Below are 17,515 nucleotides of genomic sequence, written 5' to 3'. Positions count from 1 at the left end.
GTGGTTTTTCTAACTTAAACCAAAACGTGGCATGTTATTAATAACCCATTGATTATTTTCATAAACAAATTCAACTTCTACTTTTTCCGTTACATTATCATAGTCATTATACGTTTCTACCTGCGCTTTTATTTTCCCATCCTTTAAATCGGCAGAAATAATTTTTGTAAATTTAGTTGCTGCTTTTGACCCTGGATCTCCAATAGCATAGTGCATTTTTCCATTTAACTCTTTCATATACTTACTCTTCATATACTCTGCTATAAATGATTTTGAGAAGTACGTAGATATCGTAGTCTCTAAAGCATCCTTCGTATTATAAATAGGATTCACTAATTCCCCATATGAAAAATCCCCTACTCGTTTTGGGTTTCTTGTTAGTGCAGCCATTTGAATATTAGTAAGTTCCTTCTGTGCATTCCATACTTTCTGTAACATAACATCATCTGCTAGTTTCTTATCTTGTACTTCATTTGAATTCTTTGTATCTAAATTCAAAATCGTTCCATTATCTGTATAGAGGTACATATCTCCTGCTACAAAATATAAATAGGATTTAGTTGGTTCAACCGCTTTATTATAAATTACTTTTTCATTTCCACCATTCATTTTCTTCTTATATACTCCATCCTTTTTTAAATAATAAAAAGTATCCCCTTTCACATTCATCTGCAAGGCATCCTTTACCAATAACTTTTCATTATTTTGTTGAACGTCTATTTCATATATGCCGTGCTCAGCTTGATTTGTTTCAAAAGGTAACGAAAAGTCGACAACAGCATATAATTTTTCATTATTATACGTAGCACTAGATATTGTTGCATAATTTTCTTTTGACCAAGTTTTATTATCTTTTGTCACTTGTGTTCCACGATTTTTATTCCAATGTAGAATACTATCATCTATCGTTTGAGACCAACCAGAATTTTTAAATGCCGCTTCTTCTTCCTGTCCCGTCTTCAAATCCATTTTTGCGATCCCTACAATATCAAAACCACCATGCTCAGAATATTTTTTCGGATAAAATAAAGTTTGATCTTTTATATAAACATAATTCGTATCCGCTTTTAACGTATCTAACTTTTTGTTAGATATATCGTACTTCATTAAAGAAGATAATCCCGCATTCTTATCTTCATCCGTATGAATAAAATATAAAACTTTGTTTTTTATATTTATGTAAGAAGCATTTACACCTTCCACTACACGTTCCGAAGTCTGAAATTGATCTTTCGTACGATAAATGCCTCCTGTATTTTTATCACCATTTACCGCATAGTAAACCCATCCATTGCTCTCTGCCATCTTCCCTTTATTAGAACTGTTTCCAACCGTATTCCCATTTTTCTCATTTTCTTTCATCTGTTTTTCAACTACTGGATCAATTTGTTCTTCCTTCTTTTCTTGTGTTGTGTTTGGGTTTATAACCTTTTTTTCTGCTTCACACCCAAAAGCTGCAAGTGAAAGTGCACCGACTATCATTGTAATAGCTATTTTTTTATATGCTTTCCCCATTTTCTCCCCTACTTCCTTCATCAAATTACACACATCATAAATTATAGAAAATATTAGAAAAGATATCCATAATAAAAAAGATAAGAGTAACTCTCCTATCCTTTCATCTTCTTTCCTTAAATAATACGGTAAGCCTACTTCACCAATTGCTACTATATCCTCTACATGATCTTCTATTAATTTATAGATTTGCTCACATTCTTTTTTATGAATTGGTTGCTCCGGATGAAAACCTATTGCTGGATGTACAAAAGGATATTGCTTTGCTAAAGATAAAGTTTCTTTACATGATTGATAATTCATAGATACCGCAATAAGCCCCTTTATCTCTTTGCTATTTTCCACATCTTGAAGTAATCTACTTTTCTCTTCATCTTTATATTGATCCACATGTATATGGCTATCGATCTATTTCATCTTTATTCCTCCATAAAAAAAAACAAGAAAGGATCTCCCTTCTTGTTTTATCATCTATGTTATTTAACAATTAAGTTTGTTATGATATCAAATAATCCAATACATACTACGGCAACAGTAAAGTAGCTACAGAAATCTTTAATTGGAAACTTCACTACTTCTTCTTTACGCATCCCATTTTTCTCCCTTCTTACTAAATCCCTAATTATTTTCATTTATTTGTATCTATTATGCAAAAAATATGACAAATTTACTATCGAATTAACTTACGTAAACCTTACAATGTTGTAAGGTTTATAAAAAGAGCCCCATCTACATACAGATGAGGGCTATTAAAAAGTAGTTGGTTTTTTATTCTTCATTACATTACATTACAAACAGAAAGTAATACATTAGACTTTCTACTTATACTATATTAAATTTACTATCTTTTAACTATCGAATTACATTACAGAAGGCTTACATGTTTGTAAGCTATGCGTAATGTAATTCGATAGTTTTCCTTATCTATATTTCGTACAATATAGTTGGAAAGTAAGCCAAATAAGAAGAACACTCACATAACCAAATTACATTGCTAGTAGCTACTCTTCTTATACCTTTCACTCATGCTACTACAATGTACCCCCTTCCCCTTTATATAATAAAAAAGGCCTTAGTCCACATGGACTAAGGCCTTTTTTACGAACTCTAAAATACCCATACCTAGTATTTTTATTTTCGACAAAAAATAGGTAGGGGTATATCCCGCTATCTCATCGCTAAAAGTTTACTCTTCGCTTTAATAGGAATATTTACAGCTTCAATTTCTTCAATTGACTCGCCGTAGCGTCCTTTTGCGTACACCTTTAATGCTTCATCTCTCTTTAACATATGCTTAACAGTCTTCTTTATTTTTTGTTCTCTTCCACGTTCGTCAAATGCAATAAATTCATATTCATACCACTCATCACCAACATGTTGACCAATTGTATTTACAACCGTATAGTATTCTTTCGTCTTATAAAGCGGATTATATTTATCGATAACTGGCCCAAGTTTCGTAGGCAGTAACATTACTACTATCACTAGTATCGCTATTATAGTAGTGATCATTTTTTTCTTCATAATAAACATTCCTCCTCTGCAGGATATATATACATCCATTTTAAAAAGAAGGAATAAAATCTACTATTGAATCTCATTACACTACACTTACATTTTTGTAAGAATAAAAAAAGGTGAACGAATTTACTCGTTCACCTTTTAGCTCGCTTTAAAGCCACCACCAAGTACATCACGCACATCGTGAATAACAACGAAAGCATCTTCATCTACTCGGCTAATAACTTGCTTTAACTTAACAAGCTCTTGTTTATTAATTACAACATATAAAACTTCTTTATTTTTACCAGTATATCCGCCGCGTCCTTCTAATACAGTGACACCGCGTGTCATGTTTTTCGTAATAGCCTCACGTATTAAGTCTGGTTGATTTGAAATGATTGTGACAGCCGTTTTTGTATCCATTCCTTCTACAATGAAATCAATCACTTTCGCTCCGATGAATACTGCAACAAGTGTGTACATCGCTTTTTCTTGTCCTATTATAAATACAGAACCAGCAATTACAACGATATCAATAATAAGTACGCCTTTACCAACGCTCCACCCTAAATATTGATTTGCTAACCGTGCTAAAATTGCCGATCCTCCTGATGTACCTCCAGCTTTGAACATACAGCCTAATCCGATACCCACAAACAAACCAGCAAATAAAGCTGCTAATAGCGTATCACTATTTACATGATACTCAATATGTTCTGTAACATATAAAAACAAGGATGTTTCTACAATTCCTAAAATTGTATAAACCATCGTTTTTTTATCAAAAAACTTATAACCAATAGCTAGTAAAATTGCATTTATAGCAAAGTTCACAATCCCTGGTGACCAATCAAATAAGTAGTACGTAACAACCGTTAAACCAATAATTCCACCTTCCGATAAACGGTTTGGAATTGCAAAGTAATTAATACCAATTGCGAATAATAATGAACCAATTGTAATTAGTGTTATTTCCTTTATACGTTGATTAACCATAGTTCATACCCTCCCCCCATTTGACATTGTATCACTATCTCCTAGAGGTTTAGAAGTGGTTTTTATTCCGCATTTTACCTCTTAAAGATCGAGATATTATGTTTAAACAAAGGGGTGATTAATTATTCATATTTGTTCTCACTGTACGGACAAATCGCTCCACATTCCCTTTCTGAATATGCTTAGCTCGAATGGTTTCATGATTACAAATAAATTCGAAATGCGGATGAAAATCTATGCTATCTATATGCAAATATGAATAATCTTTAAATGTTGTAGGATAATAGGGAAGTTTCCCGTAAAACAGGAGACGTCTAGTAGTAGCTACAAAAACCCCATGTTGATACGATAACGTAAAATTATCCTTCTCAAAGACCCCTACTACAAAGGCTAAAATCTTTTCGTCATCCTCTATATACTTTTTCATACTTAAAAAAAGTTCATTCATGCATATCCCTCCAAATATTATTCTTGAAAAGAATCCATGGATTGTTACAAACCGGTTTAACTTCTTTATAAAGTATGAAACGCGTTTCCTGTCAAAGATATTTCAAAAAAATAATCCGTTATGTGATGTACACATAACGGATTAAAATTAAACTGTAGAGCGTTCCACAAGTTCGTATGGAATTTCCACCTTTTCTTGTTTAGAACTCTCGTCACTTATTTGCCGGTAAAACATTTCAAAAGCCGCTTTCCCTATCCCCTTCAAATTTTGATCAATCGTTGTCAACTGCAACACTTGCGAAATAGGTTGGTTATCCAAACCAATAATCGCTAAATCCTCAGGAACTCGAATACCTAATTTTTCAACTTCCGTCATAACTCCGATTGCAACTTCATCTCCCGCTACTATTAATGCTTCGGGAAGATCCTGCATCCCCTTTAATTTATGAGCCACTTTCACACCATCTTCTAATGTAAAACATTCTGTGAAAATCCACTCTTCATTCACTTCTTCATCTATAGATTGCAATCGTTGTTTATAAACATCAAAACGCTTTTGACTACTCGGTCCTAATTTCCTTCCCGTACAATAACCGATTTTTTTATAACCTTTTTCAATAAGGTGATTCATTCCTAACCGGAAAGCTGCTGAATGATTCGTATATACACTTGAGATATTTGAAATATCATTATCTTCACAAGCAATTATTGTGCCGTAAGAAGCATACGGCTCTATCGTTTCCCATTCATTCGCACGAGAACAAATAATAAGACCATCCAATTGTTTCGTTTTTAACATATGTAAACTTTTTATTTCTTCTTTTTTATTATAATTCGTTTGGCAAAGTAGTACCCTGTAATTATGAGTTAACGCTCCCTCCATCATTCCCCCTACCATTGCATCGAAGCTCGGGTGATTAATGTAAGGTAGAATTACACCAACAATATTCGTCTTTCCTTTTGATAAATGAACAGCATTTGCGTTTTGTGAGTAATTCAACTTCTCAACTATCTCTATAACCGCTTTCCTCTTTTCTTCACTTACATACGGATGATTATTTAGCACCCTCGAAACAGTCGTAACGGAAACCCCCGCCATCTTTGCGATATCTTTAATATTAGCCATACACTCACCTCTACTTTTAACTTAATGAATCCCATGAACATATGTCAAATCTTCTTATCATTACAACTTCATTCGTTTTTCTTACAAAAGTGTAATTTTCCTGTAAGCTAATTCGATAGTTACTCTCCGCAATATTTCATACAATTAAGTCAGAAAAAGGGCAACAACTACTCGAAAAGGAGCGGATTCATATGATGAACACAATGAAAATAAACAATTTCTTCAATACAATGGGCATGGTATTTTCCGCTCTTATCGATGCAAAAGCTGTTGCTTCTACATTAAACAAGTAAGGAGACTGCATGATGAATAACATCACTTTTAACAAATTAGATTTTGTAGGATTAGCTAGTGGCTCGATTCTTCTTACTGCTTTTATTTACGCCGCTACGCTTGTATAAATTTTGTGTCCCCCTTTCCCCTTTATTATAAATAGTAATAGAAAAGACGACCGTCTATGCCCGGTCGTCTTTTCTTACTTTTGATGTGATTGCAAAGTTTCCTTTAGCTCCTCAAACTTCTCATTTAATTGATCTGTCATCATTTTCATAGCTGTTTTTCGATCTATTTGTTCTCCGGCATCAATTTGAATCGGGTCTCCAAAAATCAATTGCGCCTTTTTCCCTTTTATCAATTCCTTTACACTTGATGGACCAATATAAGCTGCCGGTACTAACGGAACGTTAGAACGAAGCGCAATCGTAACAGCACCAGCTTTTAATGAAACGTCTTCTGTTGATCTCGTTCCACTTGGAAAAATCCCTACTACTTTTCCTTCTTTTAATAGGCGTGATGGAATTTTAAGTGTACTAGGTCCTGGATTCGCACGATCTACAGGGAATGCATTCACATTTTTAAAGAACCAATTTTTGAACTTCCCTTCAAATAACTCTTTTTTTGCCATGTAATGAATTTGGGTCGGGTACATCCCTGTAGCTAACATTAATACATCCATAAAACTTGTATGTGTACATGCAACAACATATGGGCCACCTTCTGGTAACTTTTCTCTTCCTTGCACTTCTACTTTCCCAGCTGTTTTAAATATATATTTCAACAAAAATGTAATTGGTTTATACATTTGTTTCGTTCCTTTCTGAATATCCGAATTATAATCATTCTCTTACAACGATTATAACACTAAGTTTTAGGAGTTGGTAATAATTTTGAGTATTAATTGTTAAATTTCAATTCTTACAAAAGTGTAATTTTCTTGTAAGCTAATTCGATAGTTACTTCCCCAAATATTTCATACAATTAAGTCAGAAAGAAACAACAACTATTCGAAAAGGAGCGGATCAATATGATGAACACGATGAAAACGAATAATTTCTTACATACAATGGGCATGGTATTTTCCGCTCTAATCGATGCAAAATCTGTTGTTTCTACATTAAACAAGTAAGGAGAATGTATCATGAATAACATCACTTTTAACAAATTAGATTTTGTAGGATTAGCTAGCGGCTCTCTTCTTCTTACTGCTTTTATTTACGCTGCTACGCTTGTATAACTTTGTGTCCCCTTTCCCCTTTATATAGAAAAAGACGACCGTCTATGCCCGGTCGTCTTTTTACATTTTTCTTTCTTTCAATTCTTTTAAAAGCTGTATCATCTCAGCTTGTTGTTTTATCTTTTTACGACCATTTCGGTTAATTGCTGCAAGCTCGCAGGCAACTCCGACGGCGAAGAAAAACAATAAACTTTCTAACATGTGAAATCCTCCAATTGCCTATTAAACAGCTTGGCGTAATTGCTCTTCTTGTAAAATCTTCTTATTTATATTTTCTTCTTTTCTCTGACAAACATTATTGCGAATAAGTGCTGCAATAACAAGTAAAGTCCCTATAATATCAAACATTGTGATTCGATATCCTTGCATCATCATAATAACTAAAGTCGTGATTGGTACAAAATTAATAAATAAAATCCCATTAATGGACGATAAAATTTTCACACCATAGTTCCAAGCAAGTAACGCTACGATACCTGGTAATGTCATCATAAACAATAAATCATATTTCACGATAGAAATCGTTCCCATACTCGGAACCGATACGTATCCAAACGATGTAATGATTACAGTTATAATCCCTGTGACAGTCGTACCAAATACACACGTCAACGTAGAATAACGTAATGTTGACCAATCGCTACACGTTTGACCACCCATCGTATAAATAACCCAACCTACAACACCAACAAATATAAAGGCCAGCGAAAACATGTTATCTTTCAATGTTAAAAAAAAACTCATATCACCTTTCGTAATAACGAATACAGCTCCTACAAAAGCAATCATCATGCTCGTTATCATATACTTTTTCGGTTTTACATGCTTATATCCCCATAGAATACAAATAGAAATCATCGGCATCAGTGCTTCCATAATAGAAGCAACCATCACGCCTGATTTCCCCATTAACATTTGACCTAAAAATATAAGTACATTATATACAGTAAACGCCATCGTTCCGAAAAAGACGAGTAACTTTCCTCTTCCCTCTAAACGAAATGCCTGTTTTCCTTCTTTCATTAACAATAATACAATCAGTACGATCGCCACCGCTCCATAGCGAATGAGCGAAAAATAAAATGGATCTATGTATTCTAGCGCATGATCAGCAACCGGAAACATTGCCCCCCATGACATACTTGCAATTAAACATGCTAAAGCCCCTATTATCATTTGACCTTTTCTCACCACAATCCCCCCACTTCTTTCTATTTGCACAAAGAGAATTGTAAAAGAAAAAATATATCACGTAAAATGATTCAAAATGATGTTAACTATCACTTATAATGATAGTTAACATCAAGGAGGATCGTATTATGGAATTAAGAGATTTACAAATCTTCCAGAGCGTCGCCGACCGCGGTAGTGTAAGCGGTGCAGCAAAGGAATTAAACTACGTACAATCAAATGTAACTGCACGTATTAAACAACTGGAAAACGAGCTAAAAACACCGCTCTTTTATCGTCATAAACGAGGCATGACTCTCACAGCTGAAGGAAGAAAACTGCTCGTTTATGTTAATAAAATTTTGCAAGATGTTGACGAGCTAAAACAAGTATTTTTAGATAGTGAAACTCCCTCTGGCATATTAAAAATCGGTACAGTCGAAACAGTAAGTACATTACCTACCATTTTATCTTCTTACTATAAAAGCTATCCCAATGTCGATTTATCATTACAAGCGGGTCTAACAGAAGAATTGATTAGAGAAGTACTTGATCATCAATTAGATGGCGCCTTTATATCAGGTCCTATTAAACATCCACTAATTGAGCAATACGATGTTAGTACAGAAAAATTAATGCTTGTAACACAAAATAAAGCTTTTCATATAGAAGAATTTACAACAACGCCCCTACTCGTTTTTAACCAAGGATGTGGATACCGTTCCAAACTAGAACGATGGCTGAAAGATGAAGGTTTACTACCAAAAAGAATTATGGAATTTAATATATTAGAGACAATATTAAACAGTGTTGCACTCGGCCTTGGAATTACACTCGTACCACAGTCTGCTGTCCATCATCTTTCTAAAGCAGGTAAAGTGCATTGTCATGCAATCCCTGAAAAATATGGTAGTATTTCAACGGTTTTCATACGCCGTAAAGATAGCTATATGACGAATTCAATGCGCAGCTTTTTAAAAACAATTGAAGAGCATCATCATATCAACATGCTTTAAAGGACATTCTTACGCGAATGTCTTTTTTTCTTACAAAAGTGTAAGTCTTCCGTAAGCTAATTCGATAGTTGCAGGCGATTATATTTCCTATAATTAAAACATAAAGCAGGGCAACAACAATTTGAAAAGGAGCGGATACGCATGATGAACAAAATAAAATCAAACAAATTTTTAAATACAATGGGCATGGTGCTATCCACACTTGTCGATGCAAAAGCTGTTGCAACTACATTAAACAAATAAGGAGAGATTATAACGAACAACATTACTTTCAACAAATCAGACTTTTCCCCGCATTAACGGGCAGTAAGACCCCCACTGATTAAAGTTTCACTTTATTTCATATATAATTTGACCTGTTTTCGTCATATCGTATCCGCCAATTGCTTTTAATTCATTATGAAATTCTTCCGATTGTAGAATGTCTTTCACGACTTCAATCAGCTCTTCATTTTCTTTATTCTTTAAAATCACTAAATCATACTGTTCTTTCATAATTGGAATAAAGTCTACGTTTACAATTTGTGAAAACTTTTCTGACCCTACTCCCACATCAGCTTTTCCATTCGCGACTTGCGTGGCAACACCAAGATGATTCGATTCTTCCCATTCATATCCACTAATGTTTTCTTTATTCAACTTTTGAATGCGCAATTGTTCATCCACTAATACCCTAATACCAGAACCTTTTTCTCGATTTACAAATCGTATAGATGACTGAGATAAATCAGCCCATGTTTTTATATTTTTTGGATTTCCCTTTTGCACATAAAATCCAACGTTCCTTGCTAATAAATTAATCATAGTACACGGTTGTCCAACTAAAATACGTTTTACATAAGGAACATTATATGTACCCGTTTCGCCATCAAACAAATGCAAGCTAACGATACTTCCTTCTCCTTGATACATTTTTATTAAACTTGTTAAACTACCTTGATATGCCCTTAATATATTTGAGCTTGGTAGACGACTTTCTATACGCTTTGCCAACATATCTAACGTTAGTTCTTGTCCGCTAATAATACATGTATTCGAGATACTATTACTGTCATTCTTTACAGGAGTAACTTGTACCTTCCCTGTTTTCATTTGCTTTATATATTGTTCTAAATCTGCTGCATCAATACGCATCTGTCTACCAACTCTATAAGAAGGTAATTCTCCTTTTTTAATTAAGTCGTACACAGTTAGTTTCGATACTTTTAATCGCTTTGCTACTTCTTCCGTTGTGTAGGAATGATGATCCATAGACGATTCCTCACTTTCTCCTTTCATTGTAACAAAGAAAAGAATATTTCTCCTATTTTTTAAAAATAGCTACACGTTCAAATTATATTCAATTATAACTAATTATATTTAGTTATAATTAGTTATAATTGAATATGTCAAAACGAAAGGGGATTTTTTATGAATAAGTTTACATTACGATCCATCGGGGCACTTATACTTTCTTTTCTTCTTATATTTAGTGTTGCATGTACAAGCGGAGAGAAGAAAGAGAAATCAACTGCTAAAGAAGGAAAAACAGTCGAACTTACTATATCAGCAGCTGCAAGCTTACAAGATGCATTAAAAGAAATTGAAACAAAATATAAAGAAAAAGAACCTACTATTAAAATTTCTTTTAACTTCGGCGCTTCTGGTGCACTTCAACAACAAATTGAACAAGGTGCACCTGCTGATTTATTCTTCTCAGCAGCTGAAGATAAATTCCAAACTCTTGTTAAAAAAGGATTCATTAATGAAAAAGAGGGAAAAAATCTTCTTGGAAATGAGCTCGTTCTAGTCGTCCCAAAAGATAGTTCTCTTACAAAAATTCAAGATTTAAAAGATGAAAAAATTAAGAAAATCGCACTTGGTACACCTGAATCTGTACCTGCGGGAAAATACGCAAAGGCTTCTCTCACCCATGAAAATCTATGGAATGACATTCAAAGTAAAATCGTATTTACAAAAGATGTTCGCCAAGTGTTAACATATGTAGAAACAGGTAATGTTGATGCTGGTATTGTATACAAAACAGATGCTCTCATTTCAAACAAAGTAAAGATTGGTGAGACAGCAGCAGCTACCTCTCATGAGCCAATCCACTATCCTTTAGGTGTTATAAAAGAGTCTAAGCATAAGAAAGAGGCGACTTCATTTTATGAGTATTTGCAGTCCAAAGATGCACAATCTATCTTTAAGAAATATGGATTTACAGTCCTATCATAAGTGCCATGAGCTTTGATGCCATTTTTTCACCAATCTTTCTATCTTTACGAGTAGCTGCATGCGCCACCATAATCGTTACAATTTTAGGAACGATTATTGGGCGGGCGCTAGCACGCTCCTCATGGAGATATAAAGTAATACTAGAAACTATTTTCTTATTACCAATGGTACTTCCACCAACTGTAATCGGTTTTTTCCTCATTATCATTTTTGGAAATCATAGCCCCATTGGAATGTGGATAGAATCATTGTTTCAGCAGTCCATTATGTTCACATCTACCGCTGCAATCATTGCTTCTACAGTTGTTGCATTTCCGCTGATGTACCAATCAGCAAAAACAGGATTTTCTATCGCGAATGTACAAATTGAAGAAAGTGCCCGTGACCTTGGCGCAAGTGAATATCAAGTTTTTCTACATGTCACACTTCCGCTTGCATTTCCTGCACTACTAAGCGGTATGATTTTAAGCTTTGTTCGTGCGCTCGGTGAATTTGGTGCTACACTCATGTTTGCCGGAAACATTCCTGGTAAAACACAGACAATCCCAACTGCCATTTACATGGCCATTGATGCAAGTAATATGCAACTCGCCTGGACACTTGTAGTTATCACTATCAGTATGTCACTCGTATTTCTGCTATGTATTCAACTTATTAATAAAAAAATTACTAACTCTTAAAGCAGCTTTTTTCGAAGCTGCTTCTTTATTTCTTAGGAAATAAGATATACCGCTGGGAAATAACCGAATTTTTACTCTTATTTAAATATACATTCTATTTGAATTTACTTTCTAAAATAGGCAATTTCCTGTTATTATATGTAGGTGTTTGAAAAAATGAAGAAATGAAAACGCATTTATATCTTGAATTCTTCATCCTGTTTTAGCGATCGGTAATCTTCTACTCTATCAGTGGAGCATTACCGATCATTAGAACGATATGTAATTATATTGGTATAGCAAACCGAAGGGAGTCTTGTAATGGACATTTTATTAGCGCTTCTTCCTGCAATTGCATGGGGAAACATCTTATTAGTAAGCGTAAAAATGGGCGGTGGTGCATATAGCCAAACGGTAGGTATGACAATCGGTGCTCTATTCTTCGCAACAATTATGTATGTATTTACTCAACCAGCTTTAACAATGACAATCTTGATTGTTGGCTTTATTTCAGGTTTATTCTGGGCTTTAGGACAAGTAAACCAATTAAAAACAGTTGAAAAACTAGGTGTTTCAACTACTGTAACAATTTCTACTGGTATGCAACTTGTTGCAACTTCTATCTTTGGAGTTATCGCTTTCCGTGAGTGGACTACTACAACAACGATTGTTCTGGGAACGATTGCAATCCTATTAATCGTAGTTGGTGTTGTATTCACATCATTAGATGATAAAGAAAATGCACAGCCACCAGGACAATTGAAAAAAGGACTTCTTACTTTAATTGTTTCTACTTTCGGCTACCTTGTATATGTAATTATTATTCGTTGGTATAATATCGATGGTTGGTCTGCTATTTTACCACAAGCAGTTGGTATGTTTGTTGGTGCGGTCGTACTGACATCTAAACATAAACCATTTAACAAATATGCAATCCGTAATGCTTTATCTGGTTTACTATGGGGAACTGGAAACTTATTCTTACTTCTTTCATTACCACGTGTCGGAGTAGCAACAAGCTTCCCATTATCTCAAACTGGAATCGTTATCTCAACATTCGGTGCGATTGTCTTCTTAGGTGAAAAGAAAACAAAACGTCAATTGATCTTTATTGCACTAGGTAGTGTTTTAATTATCGGCGGCGCTGTATTACTAGGTATGACAAAAGCATAAACTTATAATCTATTAATCTCTGAGGCATAACTGCTTCAGGGATTTTTTATTACAACTATTTTTAAAATATAATAATCTTTATAACATTATTTGTATTAACCCTTCTCTCGATAAGCCTTTTCCTTTTACAAAATTCTCTTAAAGATGGTATCGTTTTTTATAACATATCTCCACTAGAAAGGAATAGAGGATATGCTAACTAAACATCGAATTTTATTTATTGGTGCTGGTCGTATGGCAGAAGCTATATTTTCCGGATTACTTAAAACAAGCAAAGAATACATCGAAGAAATTATCGTTTCTAACCGCAGCAACGTAGAAAAGCTAGAACAATTACAAGGGCAATATAATGTGTCTATTACAACAGATTGGAAACAGTATGTTTCATCTGTTGATACGATTGTTTTAGCAATACCGCCTTCTGCACATGAAGAATTATTAGCAGAATTATCTCCGTTACTATCGAATCAACTTGTCGTAACAGTAGCTGCTGGCATTGGCCCATCTTATTTAGAAGAAAGACTTCCCGGGGGGACACCTGTTGCTTGGATTATGCCAAATACAGCTGCTGAAATTGGAAAGTCTATCTCCTTATATACAATGGGACAATCAGTAAACGAGATGCAGCAGGAAACCTTACAACTGCTTTTAAGAGGCATTGGTACTTCGCAACTTTGCACTGAGGAAGAAGTTCATCAGCTTACTGCCGTTACTGGAAGTGCACCAGCCTTCCTTTATTACTTTGCTGAAAGCTTAATTGAAACAACAAAAAGTTATGGAGTCGATGAAGCAACTGCCAAACACCTTGTCATTCAAATGATTTCTGGCTCTGCTTCTATGCTTGAACAAACGCAAGATCCAGCTAACCTCCGCGAACAAGTAACAACACCAGGTGGTTCCACAGCTGAGGGTCTCAAAGCTTTATATGAATATAATTTTTCAGAGGCAATTCAAAAAGCAGTAGAAGCAACAAACAAAAAAGCTAGGGGGAAATAATATGAGTTTAACAAGTTTAAAAGACTATACAACATTACATAACGGTGTAAAAATGCCTTGGTTTGGTTTAGGTGTTTTTAAAGTAGAAGATGGTTCAGAAGTAATTGAATCTGTAAAAGCAGCAATTCAAAATGGCTACCGCAGCATCGATACTGCAGCAATCTATCAAAACGAAGAAGGTGTTGGACAAGCGATCCGTGAATCAGGTGTTTCACGTGAAGAATTATTTATCACATCAAAAGTATGGAATAGCGATCAAGGGTACGAAACAACACTTCAAGCATTTGAAACTACATTAGAAAAATTAGGTCTAGAGTATCTAGATTTATATTTAGTACATTGGCCTGTAAAAGGGAAATATACTGAATCATGGAAAGCGTTAGAAAAGCTTTATAAAGACGGCCGTGTTCGTGCAATTGGTGTGAGTAATTTCCACATTCACCACTTACAAGACGTATTTGAAATTGCTGAAATTAAGCCAATGGTCAACCAAGTGGAATACCACCCGCGTTTAGCACAAGAAGAATTACATGCTTTCTGTAAAGAACATAACATCCAGCTTGAAGCTTGGTCACCATTAATGCAAGGACAGCTACTAGATAACCCAACATTACAAGACATTGCGACAAAATATAATAAATCAACTGCACAAATTATTTTACGCTGGGATCTACAAAACGAAGTTGTAACAATCCCTAAATCTATTAAAGAACATCGCATTATTGAAAATGCAAACATCTTCGACTTTGAATTAAGTGCTGATGATATGAAAGCAATTCAAGCTTTAAATGAAGATCGTCGCGTTGGTCCAGATCCAGATAACTTTAACTTCTAGTAGAAAAACCACTGCCATATGCAGTGGTTTTTCGTTAAAGAAAACTGAAAATTTAAACTATATTTCATTCAGTTGACACTTCATCATCCAAGGTGTAAGATTTTGAATTATCAAAGAAACACAAAAATTAATAAAATTTACTCATTGTATCAAGAGAGGTGGAGGGACTGGCCCTTTGAAACCTCGGCAGCAGGTTCATTTTTGAATACTGTGCCACTTCCTGCAAGCTTTATGGCTTGAAAGATAGAATGAGGGACTTCGTTTATATACGGGTGCATAACTTGTACGTAAAAATCCCTCTTTCTCAATATGAAAAGAGGGATTTTTTTTCATTTCCCTCATCATCATCCAAACTTAATTATTTAGGAGGAAAATCAAATGAAAAAGAAGTTTGTACCCGGTATTGCATCAGTTGTAGGAGTAAGTATTTTATTAACTGGTTGCGGTAGTTATAAAAACGAAGCGAGTGGAGCAAATGCAAAAGATGAGGCACCTAGTAAACAAGTTTTAAACTTATCTTCACCTACTGAAATACGAACAATGGATACGGCTCGTGCTACAGATACCGATTCTGGTCAAGTAATGAGAAACGTATTTGAAGGTTTGTATAATCTTGGTGAAAGTAATAAACCTGTCCCTGGTGTTGCAAAATCTCATGAAGTAAGTGGTGATAAAACGAAATACACATTCCACCTGCGAGATTCAAAATGGTCAAACGGCACGCCTGTTACAGCGAAAGATTTTGTCTTCGCTTGGCAAAGAGCTGTCGATCCAGCAACAGCCTCTGAATATGCATTTCTATTCTTTGATATTAAAAATGCAACAAAAATTAACAACAAAGAACTTCCAACCGACCAACTTGGTGTAAAAGCAATTGATGACCATACGTTTGAGGTAGAATTAGAACGCCCTGTTCCATATTTTATTAGCTTAACAGCGTTCCCAACATTTCTACCAATTAACGAGGAATTCTTTAAAGCACAAGGTGATAAGTATGCTTTAGAAGATAATACAATCTTGTACAACGGAGCTTTTACACTAAGCGATTGGAAGCACGAACAAAGCTTTAAATTCAAGAAAAACCCTACCTATTGGGATAAAGATACTGTCAAACTAGAGGAAATCAATTTTAACGTCGTAAAAGAAAAATCAACAGAAGTAAACCTATTCGAATCAAAACAATTAGACCGTATAAAATTAACATCCGACTTCGTTGATAAATACAAAAAGGATGGTAACTTCAAAGAACGTCCGAATGTAGGCGTACAATTTTTACGTATGAATCAACAAAACAAAGTACTTCAAAACGTTTCTGCACGACAAGCAATCGATCAAACAATCGATCGAAAATCCTTTGTAAATACGTTATTAAATGATGGCTCTACACCAACCTTTGGTCTCGTTCCGAAAAACTTCGCAAAAGGACCTGATGGAAAAGACTTCCGTACTGCAAACGGTAATTTAACAAAGGTCGATACAAAATCCGCTCAAGAATTATGGAAAAAGGCTAAACAAGAGCTTGGTTCTGAAAAGATAACATTAGAATTATTAACAAGTGATGCTGATCTTGATAAGAAAACTGGTGAGTTCTTAAAAGGGCAACTAGAAAAGAATTTAGATGGATTAACAGTGAAGTTAAAACCGCAACCGCGTAAGCAACAAGTTTCACTGTTATTAAAAGGTGACTACGAAATCGGAATTGACGGCTGGAGTCCTGACTTTGCGGATCCAATTACATTCCTTGAACTATTTACAACGAATAACCCTTATAACTTAGATCACTACTCTAATAAGGAATTCGATGACACAATTGAGAAAGTGAAAACGACTTTAGCTGGTGATGAAAAAGCTCGCTTTGATGCATTACTAGCATCAGAAAAAATACTATTTAAAGACTCTGTTATCGCTCCTCTTTATCAAAAAGGAGAATCTTATTTAGAACGTTCTTATGTGAAAGGAATTGTGCAAGTAGACTTTGCTGGTCAGTTAAACTTCAAATGGGCAAAAATTGAAAAATAAAGTGGAACTTTAACCAACGTTATTCCACCATACTAATTATTTTTTCACAAAATGCATTAAAAGTAGATTCCTTAATACATCGGAATCTACTTTTTTAATATATTATTTCAAAAAACAACATTCTATTTTTATTATTGACATATAGTTCTTTCCAGTGTTAATATTCTAAAAATTAAAGAAACGAAATATTTCACCATCAAAATATAACGTCTACTACGTTGAAATATATAACGATAAATTATAGTTCAATATGTATATACATATTGAACACCTGATTGCCTACATGCACATATCTATAATAGGTTTTCTCTTCTATAGCTACAATTCAAG

At 34.4% G+C, this 17,515-nt stretch carries 19 protein-coding genes and 1 riboswitch; of the genes, 9 read left to right on the top strand and 10 right to left on the bottom strand.

All coding sequences use genetic code 11. The features are described 5' to 3' along the window. Window positions 1-9: 9 nt before the first annotated feature. The 6 genes from CO726_RS21975 to CO726_RS21945 form a co-directional block, all read right to left on the bottom strand. Window positions 10-1,905, bottom strand: coding sequence for a TatD family hydrolase (locus CO726_RS21975; protein ID WP_342750727.1), 1,896 nt, complete (start codon window positions 1,903-1,905; stop codon window positions 10-12). Window positions 1,906-1,991: 86 nt separating this feature from the next. Continuing rightward, window positions 1,992-2,147 (bottom strand): hypothetical protein, encoded by a 156-nt coding sequence (locus CO726_RS31875; protein ID WP_169513061.1) that lies wholly within the window; start codon window positions 2,145-2,147, stop codon window positions 1,992-1,994. A 535-nt stretch (window positions 2,148-2,682) separates the two neighbouring features. After that, complete coding sequence (locus CO726_RS21960) at window positions 2,683-3,039, bottom strand: YxeA family protein (protein ID WP_099685683.1); 357 nt, start codon at window positions 3,037-3,039, stop codon at window positions 2,683-2,685. A 138-nt stretch (window positions 3,040-3,177) separates the two neighbouring features. Further along, window positions 3,178-4,014 (bottom strand): YitT family protein, encoded by an 837-nt coding sequence (locus tag CO726_RS21955; RefSeq protein ID WP_016089616.1) that lies wholly within the window; start codon window positions 4,012-4,014, stop codon window positions 3,178-3,180. 118 nt (window positions 4,015-4,132) lie between these two features. After that, window positions 4,133-4,462, bottom strand: coding sequence for a PH domain-containing protein (locus tag CO726_RS21950; RefSeq protein WP_099685682.1), 330 nt, complete (start codon window positions 4,460-4,462; stop codon window positions 4,133-4,135). Window positions 4,463-4,609: 147 nt separating this feature from the next. After that, window positions 4,610-5,587: a LacI family DNA-binding transcriptional regulator gene (locus CO726_RS21945; protein ID WP_099685681.1), complete on the bottom strand. Its 978-nt coding sequence runs from the start codon at window positions 5,585-5,587 to the stop codon at window positions 4,610-4,612. A gap of 305 nt (window positions 5,588-5,892) precedes the next feature. On the opposite strand from CO726_RS21945, the gene CO726_RS21940 reads away from it, so the two are divergent. Then, window positions 5,893-5,988 carry a DUF3948 family protein gene (locus CO726_RS21940; protein WP_080118129.1) on the top strand — a complete coding sequence of 32 codons (96 nt, stop codon included), beginning with the start codon at window positions 5,893-5,895 and terminating at the stop codon, window positions 5,986-5,988. Window positions 5,989-6,062: 74 nt separating this feature from the next. Here CO726_RS21940 and CO726_RS21935 read toward each other — a convergent pair whose 3' ends face one another. After that, window positions 6,063-6,668: a lysophospholipid acyltransferase family protein gene (locus CO726_RS21935; protein ID WP_099685680.1), complete on the bottom strand. Its 606-nt coding sequence runs from the start codon at window positions 6,666-6,668 to the stop codon at window positions 6,063-6,065. Between the two features lie 336 nt (window positions 6,669-7,004). Here CO726_RS21935 and CO726_RS21925 point away from each other — a divergent pair, with 336 nt between their 5' ends. Continuing rightward, window positions 7,005-7,100: a DUF3948 family protein gene (locus CO726_RS21925; RefSeq protein ID WP_098758342.1), complete on the top strand. Its 96-nt coding sequence runs from the start codon at window positions 7,005-7,007 to the stop codon at window positions 7,098-7,100. Window positions 7,101-7,160: 60 nt separating this feature from the next. Here the strand turns inward: CO726_RS21925 and CO726_RS21920 are convergent, their stop codons facing one another. After that, on the bottom strand, window positions 7,161-7,301 hold the full coding sequence (locus tag CO726_RS21920; protein ID WP_000894068.1) for a YrzO family protein: 141 nt from the start codon (window positions 7,299-7,301) through the stop codon (window positions 7,161-7,163). 21 nt (window positions 7,302-7,322) lie between these two features. Beyond that, entirely contained in the window at window positions 7,323-8,291 is a 969-nt protein-coding gene (locus CO726_RS21915; protein WP_136699810.1) for a DMT family transporter, read from the bottom strand. A gap of 128 nt (window positions 8,292-8,419) precedes the next feature. On the opposite strand from CO726_RS21915, the gene CO726_RS21910 reads away from it, so the two are divergent. Next, on the top strand, window positions 8,420-9,286 hold the full coding sequence (locus CO726_RS21910) for a LysR family transcriptional regulator (protein ID WP_099685678.1): 867 nt from the start codon (window positions 8,420-8,422) through the stop codon (window positions 9,284-9,286). 330 nt (window positions 9,287-9,616) lie between these two features. On the opposite strand, the gene CO726_RS21900 is transcribed toward CO726_RS21910, so the two are convergent. Next, entirely contained in the window at window positions 9,617-10,564 is a 948-nt protein-coding gene (locus CO726_RS21900; protein WP_099685676.1) for a substrate-binding domain-containing protein, read from the bottom strand. Window positions 10,565-10,696: 132 nt separating this feature from the next. On the opposite strand from CO726_RS21900, the gene modA reads away from it, so the two are divergent. The 6 genes from modA (at window position 10,697) to CO726_RS21870 (ending at window position 17,185) form a co-directional block, all read left to right on the top strand. Then, entirely contained in the window at window positions 10,697-11,503 is an 807-nt protein-coding gene (modA, locus tag CO726_RS21895) for a molybdate ABC transporter substrate-binding protein (RefSeq protein WP_099685675.1), read from the top strand. Window positions 11,504-11,508: 5 nt separating this feature from the next. Beyond that, window positions 11,509-12,183 carry a molybdate ABC transporter permease subunit gene (modB, locus tag CO726_RS21890; protein WP_099685674.1) on the top strand — a complete coding sequence of 225 codons (675 nt, stop codon included), beginning with the start codon at window positions 11,509-11,511 and terminating at the stop codon, window positions 12,181-12,183. Between the two features lie 300 nt (window positions 12,184-12,483). Further along, window positions 12,484-13,335 carry a GRP family sugar transporter gene (locus CO726_RS21885; protein ID WP_048528634.1) on the top strand — a complete coding sequence of 284 codons (852 nt, stop codon included), beginning with the start codon at window positions 12,484-12,486 and terminating at the stop codon, window positions 13,333-13,335. 192 nt (window positions 13,336-13,527) lie between these two features. After that, window positions 13,528-14,331, top strand: coding sequence for a pyrroline-5-carboxylate reductase (proC, locus tag CO726_RS21880; RefSeq protein WP_099685673.1), 804 nt, complete (start codon window positions 13,528-13,530; stop codon window positions 14,329-14,331). Window position 14,332: 1 nt separating this feature from the next. Beyond that, entirely contained in the window at window positions 14,333-15,166 is an 834-nt protein-coding gene (locus CO726_RS21875; RefSeq protein ID WP_098758336.1) for an aldo/keto reductase, read from the top strand. Between the two features lie 143 nt (window positions 15,167-15,309). Beyond that, a riboswitch (SAM riboswitch) is annotated at window positions 15,310-15,416 on the top strand. A gap of 128 nt (window positions 15,417-15,544) precedes the next feature. After that, window positions 15,545-17,185 carry a peptide ABC transporter substrate-binding protein gene (locus CO726_RS21870; protein WP_099685672.1) on the top strand — a complete coding sequence of 547 codons (1,641 nt, stop codon included), beginning with the start codon at window positions 15,545-15,547 and terminating at the stop codon, window positions 17,183-17,185. Window positions 17,186-17,515 lie beyond the last annotated feature (330 nt).

It is taken from the genome of Bacillus fungorum (assembly GCF_002746455.1).
Lineage (GTDB): Bacteria > Bacillota > Bacilli > Bacillales > Bacillaceae_G > Bacillus_A > Bacillus_A fungorum.
This window is presented reverse-complemented; position numbering and strand designations above follow the sequence as displayed.

Coding starts and splice junctions, on each gene's coding strand:
- CO726_RS21875 (WP_098758336.1), top strand. CDS start 14,333: ATGAGTTTAACAAGTTTAAAAGACTATACAACATTACATAACGGTGTA.
- modA (WP_099685675.1), top strand. CDS start 10,697: ATGAATAAGTTTACATTACGATCCATCGGGGCACTTATACTTTCTTTT.
- CO726_RS21950 (WP_099685682.1), bottom strand. CDS start 4,462: ATGAATGAACTTTTTTTAAGTATGAAAAAGTATATAGAGGATGACGAA.
- CO726_RS21940 (WP_080118129.1), top strand. CDS start 5,893: ATGAATAACATCACTTTTAACAAATTAGATTTTGTAGGATTAGCTAGT.
- CO726_RS21925 (WP_098758342.1), top strand. CDS start 7,005: ATGAATAACATCACTTTTAACAAATTAGATTTTGTAGGATTAGCTAGC.
- modB (WP_099685674.1), top strand. CDS start 11,509: ATGAGCTTTGATGCCATTTTTTCACCAATCTTTCTATCTTTACGAGTA.
- CO726_RS21960 (WP_099685683.1), bottom strand. CDS start 3,039: ATGAAGAAAAAAATGATCACTACTATAATAGCGATACTAGTGATAGTA.
- proC (WP_099685673.1), top strand. CDS start 13,528: ATGCTAACTAAACATCGAATTTTATTTATTGGTGCTGGTCGTATGGCA.
- CO726_RS21920 (WP_000894068.1), bottom strand. CDS start 7,301: ATGTTAGAAAGTTTATTGTTTTTCTTCGCCGTCGGAGTTGCCTGCGAG.
- CO726_RS21945 (WP_099685681.1), bottom strand. CDS start 5,587: ATGGCTAATATTAAAGATATCGCAAAGATGGCGGGGGTTTCCGTTACG.
- CO726_RS21885 (WP_048528634.1), top strand. CDS start 12,484: ATGGACATTTTATTAGCGCTTCTTCCTGCAATTGCATGGGGAAACATC.
- CO726_RS21870 (WP_099685672.1), top strand. CDS start 15,545: ATGAAAAAGAAGTTTGTACCCGGTATTGCATCAGTTGTAGGAGTAAGT.
- CO726_RS31875 (WP_169513061.1), bottom strand. CDS start 2,147: ATGAAAATAATTAGGGATTTAGTAAGAAGGGAGAAAAATGGGATGCGT.
- CO726_RS21935 (WP_099685680.1), bottom strand. CDS start 6,668: ATGTATAAACCAATTACATTTTTGTTGAAATATATATTTAAAACAGCT.
- CO726_RS21955 (WP_016089616.1), bottom strand. CDS start 4,014: ATGGTTAATCAACGTATAAAGGAAATAACACTAATTACAATTGGTTCA.
- CO726_RS21910 (WP_099685678.1), top strand. CDS start 8,420: ATGGAATTAAGAGATTTACAAATCTTCCAGAGCGTCGCCGACCGCGGT.
- CO726_RS21900 (WP_099685676.1), bottom strand. CDS start 10,564: ATGAAAGGAGAAAGTGAGGAATCGTCTATGGATCATCATTCCTACACA.